Consider the following 21,309-nt stretch of genomic DNA (forward strand, 5'->3'; position numbering starts at 1 on the left):
TTCAGCCAACTTAAATTTTTTCACTATTTTTAAGTTGAATTAATTCAATTTTGTAACCATCAGGATCTTCGACAAAAGCAATTTCCGTAGTACCATGCTTCATCGGACCTGGCTCACGACTAATCTTGCCACCTTTAGCACGGATTGCATCACAGGCAGCATAAATATTTTCCATACCTAAAGCAATATGCCCATAACCAGTACCGATTTCGTAAGCATCGGTATCCCAATTGTGGGTTAGCTCAATTACAGCTTGGCTCGATTCATCACCATATCCCACAAAAGCTAAAGTAAATCGCCCCGCAGGATAGTCCTTGCGCCGTAGCAACTGCATTCCCAGCACATTAGTATAAAAATCAAGCGATCGCTCTAGTTCTCCGACCCGCAGCATTGTATGTAAGATCCGCATATTTGACCTCCACCTATAAATTTCTTAGACATGATGCCTTTGCACCACACTTAACTATTATCGGTCATAGTCTTCATCATCCAAACTTTTTGGCTCCACTAACCAATCAGAATTTTGCCCACCAATAATTAGTTCATTAATAGCAACATACTCCCGATCAAACTGCCGCATCGCATTTACCAACGTATCAATGGCGATCGCATCCGATGTCCCCAAGTCCACCCAAATTCTTGCCCATTGATTCTCATACTCTATATCCGCCATATTGTGCATCACCGACATCATTTCATCTTCCGCCGCCTGATTGTCATAATCAAAATAGCTCACATCCACCCCCGTCTCCTGCACCTGCATATTGCAAGCATTAAAACCACCCAACTTACCCAGCAAAAACCAAGAATTAAATACCTCCTCCAACAATTGTTTCTCCGACTGCGAAGGAACCTCGCTAAACTCTATCCAAATCCACAGATCAAACCAGTCACATTCGCGAAATCTAACTTCCATGGGGCTTCTGACAAAATAGACATGAGTACAAAATCAATTTACAGCGCTTTGTAGTGAAATGCTAATAAATTTTGACAAAAACATAGACATTAAATCATCAATGCTCTAACATAGATGATCGCGACTTTTTTGGCATTCCTTATGAACGCTGTTGAAATCATCCGCTCCATTGAAGCTGAGTACATCAAAACGGATCTCCCCAAAATCTATGTGGGAGACACTGTGAAGGTTGGCGTTAGGATCAAAGAGGGCGGCAAAGAACGTACCCAGCCATACGAAGGCGTAATCATTGCTATGCGTGGTTCTGGCATTAACTCCGTCATTACCGTGCGTCGAGTATTTCAAGGAGTAGGAGTTGAGCGAGCCTTCTTGCTACATTCTCCGCAAATTGAGAGCATCAAAGTGATTCGTCGTGGCAAAGTACGTCGCTCCAAGCTCTATTATCTACGCGACCTAGTTGGTAAAGCAACTCGCCTCAAACAAAGATTTGATCGTCCTCTGTAAAGCCAATTTGTTTTATGGCCATTTTATGGTTATACTAAATGCTAAGCGGTATCAATTAATCATGACGAATGTTTAAACACATTCCAATATGTAGTTGATCCAAAATACAGGTTTGATTCAAAATCTTGTTTAGCCGCGTGCGTCCTTAGTTCAGTTGGTAGAACGCAGGTCTCCAAAACCTGATGTCGGAGGTTCGAGTCCTCCAGGGCGCGCTTCACCAAATCTAGAAATCTAGGTTTCACTTTACATTTACCGATAACCTAAAAGTAACTGCATTCACTATAGATCTGCAAAGGGATTGCAAGAGTTGCCACTATGACAAAGAACGAACTGAAAGAGCAACCAAAGGAAATAAACAAGTCTGAATCAGATCAAAAACCTGATTCGGCTGGAGTGACCAAGTTGCTTGCTGAATCCAAAGCTGAATTTGGCAAAATTGTCTGGCCCACCCGCCAACAATTAATTAGTGAATCGGCATCGGTGCTTTTGATGATTGTGGCTGTAGCTACCTTTGTGTATCTGATTGATGCTTTATTTAAGGCGATCGCATTGCAGGTGTTTCAATAATGTTTACCGATGATGACCAACTACTGAGCGATGAGCGATCGGAGGTACTATTTCAATGGTATGCCGTGCAAATTGCTTCAGGTTGTGAAAAAAAGGTTAAATCAAGCCTAGAACAACGCATCAAAACCCTTGATGTTGAGGACAGGATTAAGCAAATTGAGATACCTCAAACACCAACAGTAAAGCTTCGGAAAGACGGCACTAGGCTCAACTCTGAAGAAAAAATCTTTCCAGGCTATGTACTAATCCAGATTAAGACTGTCAGAAACGAAATCGGGCAGTTAGAGGTCGATGATGATGCTTGGTTAGCCGTGAAGAGTACTCCTCACGTCATTAACTTTGTAGGTACAGAGCAGAAGCGCCACTATGGTCGTGGTCGTGGTCACGTCAAGCCTCGTCCTCTATCTGAAAAAGAAGTTGAAAGGATCTTCCGTGTCACCATCGAACAGGAGCCAGTTTTAAAAATCAACATGGCTCAAGGCGATAAAATCAAGGTGTTAAACGGACCATTCAAGGACTTTGAGGGAGAAGTGGTCGAAGTTAGTCCAGAGCGTAGTAAGCTCAAGGCTTTGCTATCAATTTTTGGACGAGATACTCCCGTTGAGCTAGAGTTCAATCAAGTACAAAAGCAAAATTAAACTCAACTCAAAAACCTATGTGGTGAATGAGTTAAGCTTGAACATCAACGTAAATTGGTCATTAAAATTCGTAATTATTTCTGAGTAGCTATTAAAAATGGCTAGGTAAAACCATGGCTAAAAAAGTTACAGCAATTATTAAGTTAGCACTCAATGCTGGCAAGGCAACCCCAACCCCACCCGTTGGTCCCGCCCTCGGTCAGCATGGTGTAAACATCATGATGTTTTGTAAGGAATATAATGCCCGTACTGCTGACCAAGCTGGTATGGTCATTCCTGTAGAGATATCGGTATATGAAGATCGTAGTTTTACCTTCGTTCTTAAGACACCTCCTGCATCGGTTCTAATCCAAAAAGCGGCAGGTATTACTTCAGGTTCCGCAGAGCCGAACCGTAAGAAAGTTGGGTCAATTACTAGGGATCAGTTACGTCAGATTGCTGAAACCAAAATGCCTGATATCAATGCCAATGATATTGATGCGGCAATGAAGATTATTGAAGGTACAGCTAAGAACATGGGCGTGACTATCGCTGCTTAAGTTTTTAATGCAACTTCAAATAATTTCCCAGTAAATTCTGACAAATATCAAGCAAACTTCCAACAAACTTCCAACAAACTTTAATTTGGGGGAGGAAATAGTTTTTCCGATCGCACCCCATAGGAGTAATCATGGCTAAAAAAATATCAAAACGACTCAGAGAAGCACAAAGCAAGGTTGAAGAGCGTGCCTATGCTCCCCTTGAGGCTCTAGAGTTAGTAAAGGCAACGGCAACGGCTAAGTTTCCTGAATCCGTAGAAGCCCATGTTAGGCTGGGTATTGATCCTAAATATGCAGATCAACAGTTGCGGACGACTGTAACCCTACCTAAGGGGACTGGACAGACCATTCGCGTTGCTGTTATCGCCCGTGGTGAAAAGGTGGCTGAAGCAACTGCTGCTGGTGCAGACATTGCAGGTTCTGAGGAATTGATCGATGAAATCAGCAAAGGTCGCATGGACTTTGACTTGCTAATTGCGACTCCTGACATGATGCCCCAAGTGGCAAAGCTCGGTAAGTTGCTAGGACCTAGAGGCTTGATGCCTTCGCCCAAGGGTGGTACGGTAACTACTGATTTAGGTGGTGCAATTAATGAGTTCAAAGCTGGTAAGCTAGAATTCCGTGCTGATCGTACTGGGATCGTGCATATCCTATTTGGGAAAGCATCTTTTTCTGCCGATGACTTACTTGCTAACCTCAAAGCTTTGCAAGAAACCGTAGATCGTAACCGTCCATCGGGCGCTAAGGGTCGCTATTGGCGGTCAGTCTATGTATCTGCAACTATGGGACCCGCGATCGAGGTTGATGTAAACGCCTTACGCGATCTCAAGTTGACAGAAGCTTAGTCCCTCTTAGTTCATAAGTGGGCGGCACAAAGGTTTTAAAGTTCGTTTTTAAAAGCTAAGTTAGATGGTTGTAAGAGCCTAGAGAATCAAAATTTCCACAACTAAATAGCTCCAAAGACAGCAGGTGCTAATGGCTTAAATTCCTGCCGAGGTGACTTTCAAGAGATTTTCTTTTTTGAATATCTTTTATGCCTCGGTCTGTGAAAGAACGAGGCTTTTTTAATGACTTTAAAATTCGCAAATCTCGAAATCAGTCGAAGAAATTGCATCGACTGATTTCCAAAAAATAATCACTCTAATCACAGAGAGGTGAACAATATATGGGTAAGACCCTAGAGCAGAAAAAAGTATTAGTCGGAGAAATGGCTGAAGAGTTTCAAGGAACTCAGATGGTCATGGTGATCGATTACGCAACCTTGTCGGTGGCAGAGATCACGAAGCTCCGTCGATCGCTCCGTGCCTGCGGCGCGGTATGCAGAACTACCAAAAACACCTTGATGAAAAAGGCGATTGCCGATGTACCAGAATGGCAGCCCCTATCAGGCTTTCTCACTGGCCCATCAGCCTGCCTATTTGTCAAAGATGATATTGGCGGCGCATTGAAGGCTTATCAAGCTTTTCAAAAGGAATCTAAGAAGACCGAACTGCGCGGCGGTGTCCTAGAAGGTCGGGCTTTAAGCCCTCAAGACTTGCAGGCGATCGCCGACTTACCGCCTAAGGAAGTACTGATCGCCCAAATTGCGGGTGCAATCAATGCTGTCACCGCCAAAATTGCGATCGGCATCAAAGAAGTACCGCAGTCTATGGGACGCGCTATCAAGGCTGTTTCCGAAAAAGAAGCTGCTTAAGTTTGGGTTGTTAGCTACTAGCGTTTAGCTGTTAGCTATGCAACCTATGAAAGTCCAAAAAGCTAATAGCTAATCGCTAATAGCCAAAAGCTAAAGAACATCAACCACTAAATTAACTAAAGAGAAAAACTATGTCTGAAAAAATTGCTCAAATCATTGAATTGCTTAAAGCTTTGAGCCTTCTTGAAGCTTCTGAGTTGGTCAAGGCGATCGAAGAAACCTTTGGCGTTTCGGCTGCGGCTCCTGTGGGCGGAATGATGATGGCTGCTCCTGCTGGCGCTGCGGCGGCGGTTGAAGAAGTTGAAGAGAAGACTGCTTTCGACTTGGTGCTTGACGAAGTTCCTGCTGACAAGAAGATTGCCGTCTTGAAGATCGTTCGCGAAATCACTGGCTTGGGCTTGAAGGATGCGAAGGAAATGGTTGAATCTGCTCCTAAAACTGTCAAGGAAGGTATGCCTAAAGCTGATGCTGAAGCCGCCCAAAAACAAATCGCTGAAGCTGGTGGTAAGGCTTCTGTCAAGTAACTACTTAACGGTTGTCTAGCTCTAAACACTAAATAAACTTAGAAAAGGAAGGGGTAAATCTAATTAATGCTCCTTTCTTTTCTGTAAGGAAGGGGTAAATCTAATTAATGCTCCTTTCTTTTCTGTTTTGAGTATGCTTTGTTATTTTTTTCAGTGATCGCAGCGCTAACCATAGTTTTCACGGGGCTAATTTGTCCTAGTTACTAAGTTATACAAAACATAGAGATTATGGGTCAAAAAATAGAACGATCGCAATGGCAACAAATCATCCAACAACAAAAAGATCAGATTATATTGCCTTCAGATTTTCCGAACGATGCCGAGTTAAGGCATACTTATCAAGTTGCCCGTGCGCTTGATCCACTACTTCTAGACTATTTCAATAATGTAAGTTTTACAATCGACAAAGAACAGATCCAACAAGGAACTGAGTCCATACTAACTCGCTTCAAAGCAGAAATTTTAAAGGGTTTACACACAAAAACACTCTCAGATCAAACAGAAAAAAATGCTAAAAATCAGCGATTCAGTAATATTTTTGAATTCGCTGGATGTAGAAAACTTTATCTTTCAAGCATATACACTCGCGTTATTTCTGAGAATCTAGGGCATAAAATTGAAGAAATTGCAAATCTGAGTCCCTACATCTTTAACCCTGAATCCGAGCTAAGTATTTCCCTAAAAGGAATCGATTTCATTGTTTTTTGGCAGACAGACTTATATTATGGACAAATGAAGACGAAAAAAGATACACTAACTGGAAGCCAGGGATCTAGGAGTATTAATGAATTACGGATTCATCCTCGCTCTATGTTTATCGCTGCTTTGGATATGGGAGCAGGTACAAATCCAAGTAAGAAGAAAGCTGAAGCAGCAGGAATTCGGCTAGAAGTTGGTGAATCATTTTGGTCTAAAATTGGTATTGGTTATTCCGAGATGCTCAATAAAATTGCTGCCACCTTACGAGATATTGAGCAAGAACTCTATGATGAGTGATGATTGTACGCTTAAAGTAATACTTACGATCTTTGTGATTTGACTTTATGAAAGCAGTCAGTTTAGAAGTTGCGGCTAGTACATTGGGAGTAAAGCCCAGTGATATTTATACATGGGAAAAGAAGCAACTGATCAGGAGTTATCTAGGCGATTGTAATAAAAAACGTGTGTTTGATCTGGAAGAAATTAACGCTTTTTATCAACGGCAGCACGGTAAAATCTTTCAGAATTCTTACAAAATTCTCAAGGCTCCAACGCAAACAGCACTTAATGCCATTGAATTATTTGCGGGGGCGGGTGGACTAGCATTAGGGTTTGAAAATGCGGGTATTCAGCATCAGCTTTTAGTGGAATACGATTGTGCCTGTTTGGAGACTCTGAGAAAAAATCGTCCCCAGTGGCCAATTATTGGGGCAGATATAAAAACGATCGATTTCTCACCATTTTATCAAAAAATTGAGATTGTCGCGGGTGGCTTTCCCTGTCAATCTTTTAGTCATGCGGGCTATCGCCGTGGTTTGGAAGATACACGCGGCACGCTGTTTTTTGAGTTTGCTCGTTGTCTTCGAGAAGTCCAACCCAAGATAGCGATCGCGGAAAATGTGAAAGGATTATTGACTCATAACAAAGGAGAAACCCTTCAGATCATGTTAGATGTTCTTGAAGACCTAGGCTATCATACAGAGTATCAGGTAGTCAGAGCGCAATTTTTGGATGTACCACAAAAGCGAGAACGACTTTTTATTATTGCCACGCGCAAAGATTTAAACTTACAACCAATCTTTCCAACCGAAAATGATTATATAATTTCCCTTAGAGAAGCGTTAAAAAATTGCCCCGCTTCGTCAGGATTAATTTACAATAAGCGTAAATACACTATTATGAAACAGGTTCCGCCAGGGGGCAATTGGCGGGATTTACCGATTGAGGTACAAAAAGAATATATGAAAAACAGCTATTATCAAGGGGGGGGACGAACGGGTTTTGCCAAACGTTTATCATGGGATGAACCTGCTTTAACGGTAACTTGTAGCCCAGCACAAACCCAGACGGAGCGCTGTCATCCTGATGAAACTCGCCCATTAACGGTACGTGAATATGCAAGGATTCAAACATTTCCCGATGATTGGGAGTTTAGCAAAAATCTATCAAGCCAGTACAAGCAAATTGGTAATGCTGTTCCAGTCAATTTAGCCTATCATATCGGTCGTTGCGCGATTGCGACTTTAGAAAATAAAATACCTCTAAAATCACAACAGAAATCGCCTCTTATTCAATTAATAATTCCTGGTTTACAAACTTAAACAAGGTTACTCTGTAACTGTCAAGTGATTAAATTTAGTGATTAAATTTATTGTATTTTTTAAATAAACTTAGAAAAGGAAGGGGAAATCTGATTAATGCTTCTTTCTTTTCTGGTTTGAGTATGCTTTATTACTATAGTGGTTAAGAATACATTGATCACGAAAATATCAATAAATACTATGAAATGGCGAGTTGTGCTTGAACCCGATCCAGAAACCCATGATTGGGCAGTTTGGTGTCCAGAGTTGTCTGGCTGCATGTCTGCTGGTGTTACTCAAGAAGATGCTTTAAGAAATATTTGTGAAGCTATAGAACTTTATTTACAGACACAAAAGACACAAAACTCAATATGAATGATCCTTTATCAGAATTATTTGCGGTGATTGTCGATCGCCGCGAAAATCCGCAAGAAACTTCTTACACCTGCAAGCTATTTGCGGGTGGTGATAATAAGATTTTAAAAAAAATTGGTGAAGAGTCTGCCGAAGTGGTAATGGCTTGCAAGGATGATGATCCTGATGCGATCGCCTCTGAAGTCGCCGACTTGTTTTATCACACCCTTGTGGCGATCGCCCACCACCATGTTGATTTGCAATTGGTATATGACAAACTAGCCCAAAGGCGTTAGCTCCTCTTTTTTAGTTAGATTCGCTTAGGTTTCAGTCAAGTGAATGTAGCTGGCTAGATGCGAAATTCTGTTTAATGCAGTAAGATTACCAATTAGTTGTATAAAGGGTAGATTGCTGTGGCATCGAATAGTATAGAGCGCTCTGAATCGCTTACAGGCAGTATTATCAAAGGTACGCTCAAGGCTGTTAGTGGCACTTTGTTGGGCGTAATCATGATTGGTGGTGCAGCAGTGGCTGGTAGTCTAGTGGGCTTAGCCCTTAGCTTTCGCGATCTGCCTGATGTTAGAGTACTCAAAGGCTATGTACCTGTAGAAACTACTTACATTTATGATGTTAATGGTGGTCTGATTGCCCGACTGCATGGGGATGTTAATCGGGAGGTTGTTCCCCTTGATCGCATATCGCCACACCTCAAGCAATCGGTACTGGCAATGGAAGACGCATACTTCTATACCCACAAGGGTATTGATCCCAGTGGTATTGGTCGCGCAATTCTAGCAAATTATAGTGCTGGCGGAACCGTTGAAGGGGGCTCAACCTTAACTCAGCAACTAGTCAAAAATTTATTCCTATCCAACGAGCGCAGTCTTAACCGCAAAGTTGCTGAAGCAGTTTTAGCGATGCGGGTTGAGCAGGTTTTCTCGAAAGAGCAGATCTTAGAAATGTACCTCAATCAAGTATTTTGGGGCAGAAATACCAATGGCGCAGAAACAGCCTCGCAAAACTATTTCGGAAAATCGGCGGCAGATCTTAACCTAGCAGAGGCTGCCATGCTAGCAGGAACAATTCAAGCCCCATCTGTATTTAACCCTGCCGATAATTACACAGAAGCAAAAAAGCGCCAAGCTTTAGTTTTAGATCGATTGCTAGAACTAGGATGGTCTACGCCTGCGGAGGTCAAGGCGGCAAGGGCGCAAAAGCTAACTATCAAGAAACAGGGTATTTCCTATGAAGCTAGTCGCGTTCCCTATGTGTCACAGGCAGTAACTGCGGAGCTCGAAGAAAAATTTGGGCGTGAGGTCGTTTTGCAGGGCGGACTCAGGGTACACACCACGATCGATCTCAAACTTCAACGGATCGCCGAGGAAGAAGCGGCGGCGGGACATCAAGAATTAGTCGATCGCGGAGCCTATGCCGATCAGCTGTCATTGGTGGCAGTTGATCCCCGCAGTGGATTTGTGAAAGCTTTGGTGGGCGGTGTCGGTGACTTTGACAAAAATCAGTTTAACCGTGCTGTACTGGCAAGGCGGCAGTTAGGATCTTCTTTTAAACCTTTTGTTTACTATGCTGCCTTTGCCACTGGCAACTATACCCCTGATTCTAGTATTGATGATAGTCCCATGTCGATCCCCGATGGTGATGAGCCTTATATTCCTCGCAATTATGACAATAAATTTTCAGGGTCGATGACTATTCGGCAAGCGATCGCTGTCTCCCGCAATATTCCTGCAATCAAGCTAGGCCTAGAGGTGGGGAATGACAATGTGGTTGCCCTCTGTCGTAAATTAGGCATTAATAGCCCTCTGCTCCCTGTTGTCTCATTACCCCTAGGCTCTGCCGATGTTACACCTATGGAAGTCGCGGGGGCATATGCAGTGTTTGCTAGTGGCGGGTACAAATCTAAAACCACCTTGATCGCCCGTGTCACCCATCGCAATGGCAATTTAATTCTTGACAATACGCCTAAACCCGAATTAATCCTTGATCCAGTCGCAGTTTCCTATCTAACCGATGCCATGCGAAGCGTGGTTACCAGTGGCACAGCTACAGAAGCGCAACTGTCTGATGGTCGCCCTGCCGCAGGCAAAACAGGCACAACCTCTGACTTCCGTGATGCTTGGTTTGTGGGTTATGTGCCGCAGTTATCGGTGGCGATTTGGATCGGCAATGATGACTATTCGCCGATGGCAAATGGGGTTACGGGTGGTGTATATGTTGCACCGATTTGGCGGAAATTTATGGAAAGGGCATTGGCAGGGCAGCCGATTGAGCAGTTCCCTGTTCCAAGTGAAATCCAAGACAAAGAAAGCGGTAAGAAGAAAAGCTAGGTCAAGTCATGCAAGAGTCAAACCTATTACCTAGAATTGTTTATATTTTGCAATTGTTATTGTATTCGGCGATCGCCTCAGCAATTATTAAGTACATCATGCCGCGCTGGTCGTTGCTTGGTGGACTAGTTCTGGACAGTGCAGCCAATGCCGATGTGATCAATGTAACCGCCTTATATTTAATTACCCTACCTGTATTGCTGCTGGCTTTTATCCTGTGGTTAAAACGGTAGCAGCTTATTCTAGGTGGGTCTAGGAAAATTTTTGGTCATTACAAAACAGTTGCGCCCATCAACGTCTGATTCGTAGTTAATATGATCGGCTACAGTTTTAGCAATGTATAGACCTCTGCCGCCCGTGGGAATATCGTCAATGTTGAGATTGTCCTGAGAACGTTGCATTCGACAAGTCGCCTTTTCAACTTCAGCATTTAGATCAAATGATTGCCCACAGTCCCAAATTCTTAGCTCGATCATGCCGCTATCCTTAGATATAGGATGGATTTTAATTTCAATATCGATGGGTGTTTCTTGGGGCATTCCTTCGTGGGCATAGGATACAACATTGGTAAACACTTCAACCAAAACTAGATTGCATTGCATCCAAGTGATGTTTGGCAAGAAAGGTTTAAACTGCTGAAACCAAGCTTGTAGCTTAGTAAGCTCGTAAATATCACTATTAAGTTGAATATGATATTTGTATGACACTGAGGGTTTGTCTAAAAGTTTAAGATTAGCAGCGTAAATATGGTCAAATGCAGTCGATTATAGTCAAATATGGCTAAATTATTGACGGTTGTACCAACGCATGATTGCACCTGCAAGGCTATCTGAGTCATGACAAACAGTTGCGTTGCTTTTTTCTTTCATGACGTTGGCAGTCAGCACGGCACAGCCAATATTAATAAGGTTATCACGATCTAACTCAGTGAAGTGTGAACCAAAGGAAGCATAGTGATCTAATGAGCGCTGTGAGGGCAAATGTTTCTGCACTAGCACGACATCAAATAGGCGCAAGCCTGCAACTTCGTCTAATACTCGCACATAGTCAGATACTCGATAGCCATCGGTTTCGCCCACCTGACTCATAATATTACAGAGAAAGATTGACGGAACGCGGCGATCGCGCAGCGCTTGACGAATTTCAGGGACAAGCAGGTTAGGAATAATACTGGTGTAAAGGCTGCCAGGACCAATCACAATCAAGTCTGCTTCATAAATGTCAGCGATCGCCTGTGGTAAGCCCTTGGGATTCTCAGGTTGGCAACCAATATATTTAATGCGCCCTTTTGCTTTGGGGATATTGGACTCACCCTCGACATAACGCCCATCCTCCATCTCTGCCCATAGCACCATATGGTCAAGGGTGGCAGGCAAGACGCGCCCCCGCACCGCCAACACCTGAGAACTAGCGGCGATCGCCTTTTCCAGATCCCCCGTGACTTCGCTCATCGCGGTTAGAAATAAATTGCCAAAGCTATGCCCTGAGAGTCCTTCCCCATTTTGAAAGCGATATTGAAATAACTCTGTCACCAGTTTTTCTTCATCGGCGAGGGCTGCCAAACAATTACGAATATCTCCGGGAGGCAGCACGCCATGCTCGCGGCGCAACCTGCCTGAGGAGCCGCCATCATCAGCCACAGTGACGATCGCCGTAATATTGGCGCTATATTGCTTGAGACCGCGTAATAGGTTTGACATCCCCGTGCCGCCGCCGATGGTCACAATTTTGGGCCCTCGATTTAGCTTGCGATGGGAAACGAGTAAATCGAGTAACTCCCGATCTTGATTTGGCAAGAGAACTTGGGTAATTGAACCAAGGGCGCGTTTCTGCCCCACCCAAAGCAAAACAAACCCCGCAAGCAAGGCGATGGGCGCACTAAGATTGCGGGGCAGAATCGTCACTAAAGCATCAAGGACATTACCAATCAGGCGGGAGATAAATAAAACTGGGGTCAGCCTTGCGGAAATCGCAATGCCAAGCACGATCAAAATAACGCCAATAATGCTGACAAATAGCCATCGCTTCACCAATAGTCCTGGCAACAACCACTGTAATCCCCGTAGCCATTTTTTATGCCTAACCGTGGATTTGTCGATAGGGCGATAGCGCCTAGCTTGAGGTTTCTTTGTGGTTTTCATCTGTCACTATCTAGAAATGCGCCAATTATGGACAATGCTACCACTGGTGCAGTGATAGCCGATAACACCCGATCGCCTAGACTTACTGGCTCAAACCCTGCGGCGATCGCTTTTGCCTCTTCCCGTTCTGTCCAACCACCTTCACAACCTGTGGCGATCGCGATTTGTGAAAACGCTGTGCCACAATTATTTTGTAACCCTGTCCACAAATGCGGTACACCACTATGGGTGACACAAATATATTTAGGATATTTGGCGCGATCTGGAGATATTGCTGTGATTTGGGCTAACCACTGCTCAAAGCTCATGGGGATCATAATTTTCGGCACATGACTTCGTAATGAAAGTTCAGCCGTCTCCTCTGCGATACGTTGCCAGCGATCACGCTTTTGATGACCGATATCAGTACCCACCTTGATCACAGTGCGATCGCTAAATAATGGCACAATTTGCCTGACACCAAGCTCTGTGCCTTGACGCACCACCGACTCCATATTGTTCCCCTTGGGCATGGCAATACCAAGGGTAATTGGCACGGATAGTTCTGAGTTGTTTTCTAGTTGAGCAATAATGTCCGCCCGATCTAAATTATTAGTCAATTGGGCAAGCCACCACCCCCCCTGGCGATCAAGGGCAATAAATTCAGAATTAGGTTCTAGCCTCAGCACATTGCCCAGATAATGCCTTTGTTCTGGAGTTAAGGCGATCGCCTGACTAATGCCTAAACCAGACTCGACCTGCTGTGGTTGCAATGTCACCCTTTGCAGTCTTCGTTTTTGCGTTTTCTGTGTCATCCCTTAATCCTTATAATCAGTGATCTAGGCTTATTTCGGGCTAAATAACCAACCTTTTTTCCAGAAATAAAATAATAGTCCCCCTGACACCGCCAGAATTACGCACCAAAAGAAGTAGTAGCCCAAGGGCATTTTTAATTCAGGCATATTTCCTGGGATATCGGTATCAAAATTCATACCATAGACCCCAGAAATAAAGGTGAGGGGAATAAATACCGTTGAGATCACGGTCAAAAAGCGCATGATCTCGTTGGTGCTATTACTCAGAGATGACAGGTAAATATCCATTAAGTTGGCAGCGAGTTCGCGATAGGTTTCCACCATGTCGATCACCTGTACAGTGTGGTCATAGCAGTCCCGTAGAAATATCTGTACTTGGCGATCGATCAAAGGGCTTTCTTCACGAATTAGGGCATTAATGGCATCCCGTTGTGGCCAAATGGCACGGCGCAGTAGTAACAATTCCCGCTTGATTTTATGAATTTTATCAAGGGTTTGGCGAGTCGGATTTTCCACAACCTCATCTTGCAAATCCTCTAACCGCTCACCATAGTCTTCAAGCACAGGAAAAAAGCCATCCACGATCGCATCGATCAGGGCATAGGTCAAATAGTCAGCCTTTTGCGATCGGATCACCCCACGATTGCGATGAATGCGTTGGCGAATCGGCTCAAACACATCATTTTCAGGCTCTTCCTGCACCGTCAAAATATAGTTTTTACCTAAGATCAAGCTTACCTGTTCGTCATAAAATCCACGCCCATCATCACGGCTTGTCACCATATGCAAAATGATCAACTCTTGATCTGCAAAGCTCTCAACTTTGGGGCGTTGAGGAATATTCACAATATCCTCTAATACTAGTTCGTGAAGATTAAAAACTTTGCCAAGCCGCTTTAATACATCCTCAGAACCTAGCCCCTGCACATCCAGCCATGAGACTGATTGGCTATCGAGATAAGGAATACAGTCTTCGGGCGTACTAAGTTGCACCCCGATCGCCTCATCCGCGTTGTAATCAATCAAAAAGATGTTGGGAATGCTTGCGTCTTCGTCAATGATTAATGTCCCTGGAGGACTACCTGGCTCAGGCTCATTAAAATCATAAAATTCTAATTCTTCATCATTCTCTTCAAAGTCCTTTTCGATGGGACTGGGCTTAAATCTAGTGGGATTATGAAGCATGACACAGCGCCAAGATGATAGTTAATTGTTTCTGTTAGTTTGCCACATTAATCTTCGTTTGCCTTTGAAGTATTGCAGATAAATTTTGGCAATCGCTGCAAAGCCAAGCTTGCTAAAGTTTCTTTGGGGTTCACAGCAGCGATAAAATAGACAAACCAATTAACGTGATAAACCGTGATGATAAGAAGGAAATGGTTGCCGATCGCCACTTGTGCTTACATGGGTGCATATATGAGTATGCCGTTCAGCATAACGTTTGAGGCGATCGCGGGAGCGTTACCTGACAAAAATCTTTGGGGTAAGCCTAGCTGTGATGTCAACCAAGCTGAGATTTTACGGAAGCATGAATTACGGAAATTAGCTCTAGTCAAGGAGACAACAGACAACGCCAAAATTAAAGCCCAAGCCGATTACGCTGCTATTTTGCAAAAACACAAAGCTGACCTGCAATCTTGCCGCGATCGCCAACCCATTCAAACCCAAGCCACCTGGCTGCGCCTCTATGCCAATGATGCTAAAGCAGGGGTTCTCGAAGATGTATTCGATCGCATCGTCAATCGCGGCTATAACCAAGTTTTTATCGAAGTATTTTACGATGGGCGCGTATTACTACCCGTCAGTGATAATCCCACCCCTTGGCGATCGGTGATGGCAGAAGCGGTTAAGGAGGGATCTGTCTCTGCTGATTACGATCTATGGCAAAAAGCCGTAAAGTTAGGCAAAGAGCGGGGTATCAAAGTCTATGGCTGGGCTTTTACAATGAACTTTGGCTATGGCTATAGTGAGGTGCGGGGCAAGGCATCGGCTTTGGCATTAAACGGTAAAGGTGAAAATAGCATTGCCAATACTAATTTCAATCGTCAGCAAGTTGCCAACGGTCGCGCCTTCTATGAAGATGCCTATGAAGTCGACCATCTATTCATTGATCCCTACAGCCCGATCGCCCGCAATGATCTCATCTCTGCCGTCAAAGCCTTGATGCAGCGCAACCCTGACGGCATGGTATTTGACTATGTGCGTTACCCCACCAACGCCACAGGCGCTCTCATCGATGATGTTAAGCAGCTATGGATCTATGGTCAATCCTCACGCTCAACCTTACTCAATAGCATTGGCGATCGCCATGTCCGCGCCCTCATGGAGCTATATCTCGCAAACGGCGCAGTTACAGGTAGTGATGTTATTGCCACCGAACAAAAGCTTGCCGATGCCATGCGGGTCAAACCCAACCCGATCCCCAATCCTAGCCAAGTTGCCATCACCACCAATAATTTTCTCTGGAATATGGCAACTAACCATGCTTATCAAGGTGTGCTTAATTTTGTTAGTGCAGTTACCACACCGCTTCAGCAAAATAATATCCCCATTGGCACGGTCTTTTTTCCCCAAGGCAACGATCGCCAAGGCAATAAGGTCGCCCCGAAAATGCAGCCTTGGGAACGCTTTCCTAGTTTTATGGAGCGTCACCCCATGACCTATGCCCTTTGCGCCGATGGCAAGTGCGTTGCCGAGCAGGTTGCCGAAGTCTTACAGCAGTCAGCCCCCAATACTCTCGTTTGTCCAGTTTTAGCTGGCACTTGGGGACAAAGTTTTGATGGACATCCCAGCTATGAGATCCAAACCCAAGCGATCAAAGCGCGTAGTCCGCAAATTAACTGCATTAGTCATTTTGTCTATTCATGGATGGAGCCTGACAGCGATCGCCTCCGCAAAGCAGGTACAGCCACAGGTTTGGAAAGTCCCACATTACCCAATTAACCATTACCCAATTAACAAAAATAGCAAAACTTTTTGAAAGCGGCGCTTAGCATCGTTTTCAAAAAGTTTACGGGGTTTTCCCTCCAATTCAAAGCGCTGTATAATCCCAATATGATTGGCAAGTTACTAGACGGCAGATATCGCATCAAAGTGGAACTAGCAGAAGGCGGCTTCTCGCAAACCTATCTCGCCGAAGATACCCGTTTGCCTAAAAATCCTAAATGCGTAGTCAAACATCTCAATCCCACCATTGACGACCCCATCTTCACCCAAAAGGCACTAGAGCTATTTAAAGCCGAAGCTGAAACTTTACAGGAACTAGGAAAACACGATCGCATTCCCCAGCTTTACGCATACTTTCAAGAAAACAAAGAATTTTATTTAGTTCAAGAATATATTGCAGGGCATCCTCTCAGCACCGAAATGCATCCTGGCAGCCGTATGGCAGAAGCCAGAGTGGCAAAGATGATCCAAGAAATCTTAGAAGTCCTCAATTTTGTCCATAAATACAACGTTATTCATCGTGATATCAAACCTAGTAACGTGATTCGCCGCCATAGTGATGGCAAGCTTGTTTTAATTGATTTCGGCACAGTCAAGCAAGTACAAATAGAAGTTGCCAATGCCCACCATAAATCAAGGGTAACTTTACCCATTGGCACACCTGGCTATATGTCCTATGAGCAGGAGCGTGGTCAATCGGTGGCAAGTAGCGATATTTATTCCCTCGGCATGGTGGCACTTCAAGCGCTCACAGGCAAGCATCCTAGCCAATTTACCCGCGATCGCGACAATGAAATTGTCTGGCGCAACCATGCAGGGCGACAGGTGGGGCGCGAGTTTGCTGCCGTCCTTGATCGCATGACCCGATGCAATCCCCGCGATCGCTATCAAACCGTTGCCGAAGTGCTTAAAGACCTAGGTAGGTTGCCGAAATTAAGCACAGAATCCCCAAAGATTATTGATGATCGACAGCCCCAAAAAACTCAACACTCTCTACGCTTATCGATGCTCATCATCGTCTTCGCCGCCATCTTCGCCGCCATTGGCATTTATCAAGCTATTCATCAAACCAGCGATCGTCCCCTGTCATTCCAACCATCAACACCTCAAACGATACCAACAACTCAACCATCAAAACCCTCAACTAGCCTAGATCAAGATCCCATCAGTTTTGATCAATTACGCAAACAACTCCAAGATCAAGACTGGGAATCCGCAGATCAAACCACAAACCTAATCCTACTTCGTGCCGCAGGCAGTCAATCCTTTAAAGATGGCACTTTTCATCCTGACGAGCTTAATCGCATTAGTTGTGCCGAGATCATCCTCACTGATCAACTATGGACACAAGCCACTAACGGCAGACAAGGGCTAACTGCTCAAAAGAAAATCTATGAAAGCACATTCAAAGATATTCGCAAAACCTATGAAACCATCGGATGGCTAAAACCATCAGGCGAATTAGCCATCAACACTGTCTATAATCGACAAACATCGCGCTGGGAATATCTCGAAGGTAGGCAGCCAAACTTCAAAGCTCCTCCCACAGGTCATCTCCCATTTCTATTTCGCGAACTATCTACCAAAGCCCTAGACAACTACACCAGCAAAACCTCAGATCGACTAGTAAATTTATACAGGTGTTTCTAAAATTTAGAGCGCATTTTGTTCAAAATATTGTGCTAATCTATAAAGTAGGGAATAGATTAAAACAAAAAATTAAAATTCATGCGTCAAAGCTTCAAGCCCCGATTGAGATCAGACTTTCACTGACTCCACAAAAATACACAAAAAAATACACCCAAGAATACACAGAAGCACAAGCAAATAAGTTTATCTTGCGGAAATATCGCCATGTTGTAATCCTTGTACTTACAGCCAAAGTTTTTGCTGTAAATGCTCGCGCCGCAGCAACAATCGCGTTTATATTCAGCTCCGCAAGGACCATCAATGCCTCGAAATCATGCTCCCCCATGATCTATGAGGCAGGTTGTGAGGTATAGATATCCCTCGCTACATATTTAGATAACTATACCTCACTTTTCAATCGCCATCCACGGTAATACAGCGCATTGTGAGTGTATCTCACGAAAATTCAAAACAGTACAAAAGCAATATTAAAGAAATACCTATATTTAATCCGAATTTAGATAAGCAGTTTCACAATAAACCTTATCAAAATATTTGCCATCACCCAAAGAAGTAAGCCCATGGGAAAGCCAACAGGATTCATCGAATACAGCAGAGAAGCACCATCAGAGACTAACCCAAGCGATCGCATTAAAAATTGGGACGAGTTTCATTTACATATGCCCGAAGAAAACCTGCGTAATCAAAGCGCAAGGTGCATGGACTGCGGCACACCATTTTGCCACACAGGCAACCTGATCAGTGGCATGGCTAGCGGCTGTCCCATCAACAACCTCATCCCTGAATGGAATGATCTAGTGTATCGCGGACTATGGCGCGAAGCTCTGGATCGGCTCCACAAAACCAATAACTTCCCCGAATTTACTGGTCGCGTCTGTCCCGCCCCCTGCGAAGGCTCCTGTGTTTTGGGCATTACCAACCCGCCCGTAACCATCAAAAATATTGAATACTCCATCATCGACAAAGGCTGGCAAGAAGGCTGGATTGTACCAGAACCACCAACCAAACGCACAGGCAAAAAGATTGCCATCATTGGCTCAGGTCCCGCAGGACTAAGTGCGGCGGCACAGCTAAACAAAGCAGGACATTGGGTAACAGTCTATGAACGAGCCGATCGCCCTGGTGGCTTGCTCATGTATGGCATTCCTAATATGAAACTAGACAAGGAAAAGGTATTAATGCGCCGTCTGCATCTCCTTGAGCAGGAAGGAATCAAATTTGTTTGCAACACCGAAATTGGCAAAGACATCCCCCCCCAACAGCTACTCAATGATTTTGACGCGATCGTTTTATGTACAGGAGCCACTCAGCCTCGCGATCTGCAAATTGAAGGCAGAGAACTAAAGGGTATTCACTTTGCCATGGAGTTCCTGACCGCTAACACTCAAGCCCTACTTGATGGTCAACCCAATCAAAATTACATTTCCGCCCAAGGTAAAGATGTGGTGATCATTGGTGGCGGCGATACTGGCACTGATTGTGTAGGTACTTCCATTCGTCACGGCTGCAACAGCGTTGTCCAACTAGAGATCATGCCCAAACCCCCATTGACCCGCGCCAAGGACAACCCCTGGCCCGAATGGCCTAAAGTTTACAAAATGGACTATGGTCAAGAAGAGGCAAGTGCTAAGTTTGGTGACGACCCTAGAGCTTACATTACTACAGCCACTAAGATCGAAGGAGACGCGGACGGGCAGGTCAAAGCCGTTCATACTGTACAAGTGCAATGGGAACGCAACGAAAAAGGGCAGTTTATTCCTAAACAGGTAGCTGGCACAGAAAAGATTATCCCTGCTCAAGTGGTTTTGTTAGCAATGGGTTTCCTCAGCCCTGAACAGCCTTTGCTTGATGCCTTAGGTGTAAGCAAAGATGCTCGCAATAACGCTAAAGCCGATCATGGTAAATTTTTGACCAACGTTCCCAAAGTATTTGCCGCAGGTGACTGTCGCCGTGGTCAAAGCCTAGTAGTTTGGGCAATTAACGAAGGTCGTGGGGCAGCCCGTGAATGCGATCGCTACCTCATGGGTGACACAGATTTACCTGCCTAGCTATCTCAATTTTCGCAATGTTGAAGTAGCAATTACGTTAATACTTCAGCATTGCAGATCCAGTCAAATTTCATCAACAACTAATCATGGAAACAAATACTTTAGTATCCCCCCAAACTGTATTCGAGAATCTCAATCAACTTGATCAGGTTGATTTAACCACCAGTGCCGAATATCGAGAAATGGCTCAAGATGTTCTCGCCGATTCTCATATAGACTGCAACCTCCGCGAAGCGATTGCCGAACGACTCAACCAAGCCAATCAACAATTGATCAACAACACCGTCAACAAAACCGACAGTTACTAACAAGTTCTTGCAAAGTAACGACAGAGTTTTAGCGTAAATCAATAAAACTTTGTCAATAACCGCTATTCATTTTGGATATGACGGTGTATTGTTAATATCAAATTAATACACCCATAAATAACTATCTAAGGAGAAATTATATGAATCTTTCAGATACTCAGGTTTTCACAGCATTAGTAGTTGCCCTAGTTCCTGCCGTACTTGCTGCTTTACTGGGCTCCGCTCTTGCCGACTCTTAGTTAACTAAATCATTTACCTATCTTAACTTTTGAAACCTAGAGGTTGTAAATGGTTGCTAAGCGAAACATATATCCCAACTTCCCGCCACAAGTATCAAGGAAAGCCAATCAGCCAGCCCTTAGTATGCAGGGAGGGAAGCGGGTTGTGAGCGTGACTTCGCCCCGCAATCTTACAACCTCCCTAAACAACCAAGCTAATCCCAGAGAAATCAACGATTACAGCACAGCAGTTTCTCAAAATATCCAACGCAACCGAGATAAATACTGCCGCACCAAAGCAATTGAAGCAATGGTCGTCATTGCCGTAAACATCGCCCTATCAATGACAGCGATCGCCGCGATCGCCAAGCTTCTGCCGTATCACTCATCTCAGAAAGACCGACTCGATGAAATCAACACTGAAGTCAAGTCCGTAGAACAAAGGGTTAATAGTTTAAGAGACAAACTACCTCAAACCCTTAACTCTGGCAAATCGCAAGAGTTATTACTAAGAAATCAAGGATGGATCAAACACAATCAAATCACAATTAAGTTATTAGATCCATCAGAAGTAGCTTCTCCTAATACAGACGGAATAATAACTACGACCACTACCGCGCAAAAAATTAGTCCAAAACAAAAACCCTAAGCTGTCATGGCAAAAATTATTGATGGCAAGGCTCTTGCTAAAAAAATACAGGCAGAAATCTCCACGGAAATTGCCGCGCTAAAGCACCGATATGGTCGCGCTCCCGGACTTGCAGTATTAATGGTAGGTGATAACCCAGCCAGCGCCGCCTATGTTAAGAACAAAGAAACAGCTTGCCACAAAGTGGGCATTGCAT

Annotated in this window: 25 protein-coding genes, 1 tRNA gene, 1 pseudogene and 1 other annotated feature (1 of these 28 cut by a window edge); of the genes and pseudogenes, 21 read left to right on the forward strand and 6 right to left on the reverse strand. The window is 44.2% G+C overall.

The window, feature by feature from the left end; genetic code table 11:
* Positions 1 to 10: 10 nt before the first annotated feature.
* Both gloA and H6F44_RS00115 read right to left on the reverse strand, forming a co-directional pair.
* A complete protein-coding gene (gloA, locus tag H6F44_RS00110; protein ID WP_190348888.1) occupies positions 11 to 409 on the reverse strand; it encodes a lactoylglutathione lyase in 399 nt (132 codons plus the stop codon).
* A 57-nt stretch (positions 410 to 466) separates the two neighbouring features.
* Entirely contained in the window at positions 467 to 916 is a 450-nt protein-coding gene (locus tag H6F44_RS00115; protein ID WP_190348889.1) for a DUF3531 family protein, read from the reverse strand.
* Positions 917 to 1,057: 141 nt separating this feature from the next.
* Here H6F44_RS00115 and rplS point away from each other — a divergent pair, with 141 nt between their 5' ends.
* The 14 genes and pseudogenes from rplS to H6F44_RS00185 all read left to right on the forward strand — a co-directional run bounded on the left by rplS (position 1,058) and on the right by H6F44_RS00185 (position 10,592).
* Positions 1,058 to 1,420 carry a 50S ribosomal protein L19 gene (gene rplS, locus H6F44_RS00120; RefSeq protein WP_190348890.1) on the forward strand — a complete coding sequence of 121 codons (363 nt, stop codon included), beginning with the start codon at positions 1,058 to 1,060 and terminating at the stop codon, positions 1,418 to 1,420.
* Positions 1,421 to 1,559: 139 nt separating this feature from the next.
* Positions 1,560 to 1,632: transfer RNA gene (locus tag H6F44_RS00125), tRNA-Trp, on the forward strand.
* Positions 1,633 to 1,735: 103 nt separating this feature from the next.
* A complete protein-coding gene (gene secE, locus H6F44_RS00130; protein WP_190348891.1) occupies positions 1,736 to 1,987 on the forward strand; it encodes a preprotein translocase subunit SecE in 252 nt (83 codons plus the stop codon).
* Positions 1,987 to 2,625, forward strand: coding sequence for a transcription termination/antitermination protein NusG (gene nusG / locus H6F44_RS00135; RefSeq protein WP_190348892.1), 639 nt, complete (start codon positions 1,987 to 1,989; stop codon positions 2,623 to 2,625). Before secE ends, nusG begins: the two co-directional genes overlap by 1 nt.
* Positions 2,626 to 2,738: 113 nt before the next feature.
* The gene (gene rplK / locus H6F44_RS00140; RefSeq protein WP_190348893.1) at positions 2,739 to 3,164 is read left to right on the forward strand and encodes a 50S ribosomal protein L11; all 426 of its coding nucleotides are present in this window, start codon (positions 2,739 to 2,741) and stop codon (positions 3,162 to 3,164) included.
* A 131-nt stretch (positions 3,165 to 3,295) separates the two neighbouring features.
* Positions 3,296 to 4,009, forward strand: coding sequence for a 50S ribosomal protein L1 (gene rplA / locus H6F44_RS00145; protein WP_190348894.1), 714 nt, complete (start codon positions 3,296 to 3,298; stop codon positions 4,007 to 4,009).
* Between the two features lie 93 nt (positions 4,010 to 4,102).
* Positions 4,103 to 4,239, forward strand: a sequence feature (ribosomal protein L10 leader region).
* A 90-nt stretch (positions 4,240 to 4,329) separates the two neighbouring features.
* Positions 4,330 to 4,857 carry a 50S ribosomal protein L10 gene (gene rplJ / locus H6F44_RS00150; protein ID WP_190348895.1) on the forward strand — a complete coding sequence of 176 codons (528 nt, stop codon included), beginning with the start codon at positions 4,330 to 4,332 and terminating at the stop codon, positions 4,855 to 4,857.
* A gap of 131 nt (positions 4,858 to 4,988) precedes the next feature.
* Positions 4,989 to 5,381 carry a 50S ribosomal protein L7/L12 gene (rplL, locus tag H6F44_RS00155; protein WP_190348896.1) on the forward strand — a complete coding sequence of 131 codons (393 nt, stop codon included), beginning with the start codon at positions 4,989 to 4,991 and terminating at the stop codon, positions 5,379 to 5,381.
* Positions 5,382 to 5,609: 228 nt separating this feature from the next.
* A complete protein-coding gene (locus H6F44_RS00160; protein WP_190348897.1) occupies positions 5,610 to 6,377 on the forward strand; it encodes a hypothetical protein in 768 nt (255 codons plus the stop codon).
* 47 nt (positions 6,378 to 6,424) lie between these two features.
* Entirely contained in the window at positions 6,425 to 7,681 is a 1,257-nt protein-coding gene (locus H6F44_RS00165) for a DNA cytosine methyltransferase (RefSeq protein ID WP_190348898.1), read from the forward strand.
* Between the two features lie 180 nt (positions 7,682 to 7,861).
* Positions 7,862 to 8,035, forward strand: coding sequence for a type II toxin-antitoxin system HicB family antitoxin (locus tag H6F44_RS00170; RefSeq protein ID WP_190348899.1), 174 nt, complete (start codon positions 7,862 to 7,864; stop codon positions 8,033 to 8,035).
* Positions 8,036 to 8,037: 2 nt separating this feature from the next.
* Positions 8,038 to 8,310, forward strand: a pseudogene (hisE, locus tag H6F44_RS00175) (phosphoribosyl-ATP diphosphatase); the annotation flags it as partial.
* A gap of 117 nt (positions 8,311 to 8,427) precedes the next feature.
* On the forward strand, positions 8,428 to 10,359 hold the full coding sequence (locus H6F44_RS00180; protein WP_190348901.1) for a transglycosylase domain-containing protein: 1,932 nt from the start codon (positions 8,428 to 8,430) through the stop codon (positions 10,357 to 10,359).
* An 8-nt stretch (positions 10,360 to 10,367) separates the two neighbouring features.
* The gene (locus H6F44_RS00185; protein ID WP_190348902.1) at positions 10,368 to 10,592 is read left to right on the forward strand and encodes a hypothetical protein; all 225 of its coding nucleotides are present in this window, start codon (positions 10,368 to 10,370) and stop codon (positions 10,590 to 10,592) included.
* 9 nt (positions 10,593 to 10,601) lie between these two features.
* On the opposite strand, the gene H6F44_RS00190 is transcribed toward H6F44_RS00185, so the two are convergent.
* The 4 genes from H6F44_RS00190 to corA all read right to left on the reverse strand — a co-directional run bounded on the left by H6F44_RS00190 (position 10,602) and on the right by corA (position 14,479).
* The gene (locus H6F44_RS00190) at positions 10,602 to 11,066 is read right to left on the reverse strand and encodes an ATP-binding protein (protein WP_190348903.1); all 465 of its coding nucleotides are present in this window, start codon (positions 11,064 to 11,066) and stop codon (positions 10,602 to 10,604) included.
* A gap of 78 nt (positions 11,067 to 11,144) precedes the next feature.
* Positions 11,145 to 12,500, reverse strand: coding sequence for a gluconeogenesis factor YvcK family protein (locus H6F44_RS00195; protein ID WP_190348904.1), 1,356 nt, complete (start codon positions 12,498 to 12,500; stop codon positions 11,145 to 11,147).
* Positions 12,497 to 13,294: an RsmE family RNA methyltransferase gene (locus tag H6F44_RS00200; protein ID WP_190348905.1), complete on the reverse strand. Its 798-nt coding sequence runs from the start codon at positions 13,292 to 13,294 to the stop codon at positions 12,497 to 12,499. The genes H6F44_RS00195 and H6F44_RS00200 overlap by 4 nt, the downstream gene beginning before the upstream one ends.
* Before the next feature lie 30 nt (positions 13,295 to 13,324).
* The gene (gene corA, locus H6F44_RS00205; RefSeq protein WP_190348906.1) at positions 13,325 to 14,479 is read right to left on the reverse strand and encodes a magnesium/cobalt transporter CorA; all 1,155 of its coding nucleotides are present in this window, start codon (positions 14,477 to 14,479) and stop codon (positions 13,325 to 13,327) included.
* A gap of 177 nt (positions 14,480 to 14,656) precedes the next feature.
* Between corA and H6F44_RS00210 the strand changes: the two genes are divergently transcribed.
* From H6F44_RS00210 to folD, 7 genes are all read left to right on the forward strand, one after another.
* Positions 14,657 to 16,237 carry a glycoside hydrolase family 10 protein gene (locus H6F44_RS00210; RefSeq protein WP_242016371.1) on the forward strand — a complete coding sequence of 527 codons (1,581 nt, stop codon included), beginning with the start codon at positions 14,657 to 14,659 and terminating at the stop codon, positions 16,235 to 16,237.
* 111 nt (positions 16,238 to 16,348) lie between these two features.
* The gene (locus H6F44_RS00215) at positions 16,349 to 17,890 is read left to right on the forward strand and encodes a protein kinase domain-containing protein (RefSeq protein WP_190348907.1); all 1,542 of its coding nucleotides are present in this window, start codon (positions 16,349 to 16,351) and stop codon (positions 17,888 to 17,890) included.
* A 560-nt stretch (positions 17,891 to 18,450) separates the two neighbouring features.
* Positions 18,451 to 19,938, forward strand: coding sequence for a glutamate synthase subunit beta (locus H6F44_RS00220; protein WP_190348908.1), 1,488 nt, complete (start codon positions 18,451 to 18,453; stop codon positions 19,936 to 19,938).
* Between the two features lie 86 nt (positions 19,939 to 20,024).
* Entirely contained in the window at positions 20,025 to 20,246 is a 222-nt protein-coding gene (locus H6F44_RS00225; protein WP_190348909.1) for a hypothetical protein, read from the forward strand.
* A gap of 140 nt (positions 20,247 to 20,386) precedes the next feature.
* Complete coding sequence (gene psaM, locus H6F44_RS00230) at positions 20,387 to 20,485, forward strand: photosystem I reaction center subunit XII (protein WP_190348910.1); 99 nt, start codon at positions 20,387 to 20,389, stop codon at positions 20,483 to 20,485.
* A 49-nt stretch (positions 20,486 to 20,534) separates the two neighbouring features.
* Positions 20,535 to 21,113, forward strand: a complete 579-nt coding sequence (locus tag H6F44_RS00235) for a slr1601 family putative cell division protein (protein WP_190348911.1) — start codon at positions 20,535 to 20,537, stop codon at positions 21,111 to 21,113.
* Positions 21,114 to 21,119: 6 nt separating this feature from the next.
* Positions 21,120 to 21,309, forward strand: partial view of a bifunctional methylenetetrahydrofolate dehydrogenase/methenyltetrahydrofolate cyclohydrolase FolD gene (folD, locus tag H6F44_RS00240; protein ID WP_190348912.1) — the beginning only. It continues 674 nt past the right edge of the window; 190 of the gene's 864 nt are visible here — the first part of the coding sequence; its start codon is at positions 21,120 to 21,122; the stop codon falls past the right edge of the window.

The sequence above is a fragment of the Pseudanabaena cinerea FACHB-1277 genome, from assembly GCF_014696345.1.
Taxonomy (GTDB): domain Bacteria; phylum Cyanobacteriota; class Cyanobacteriia; order Pseudanabaenales; family Pseudanabaenaceae; genus Pseudanabaena; species Pseudanabaena cinerea.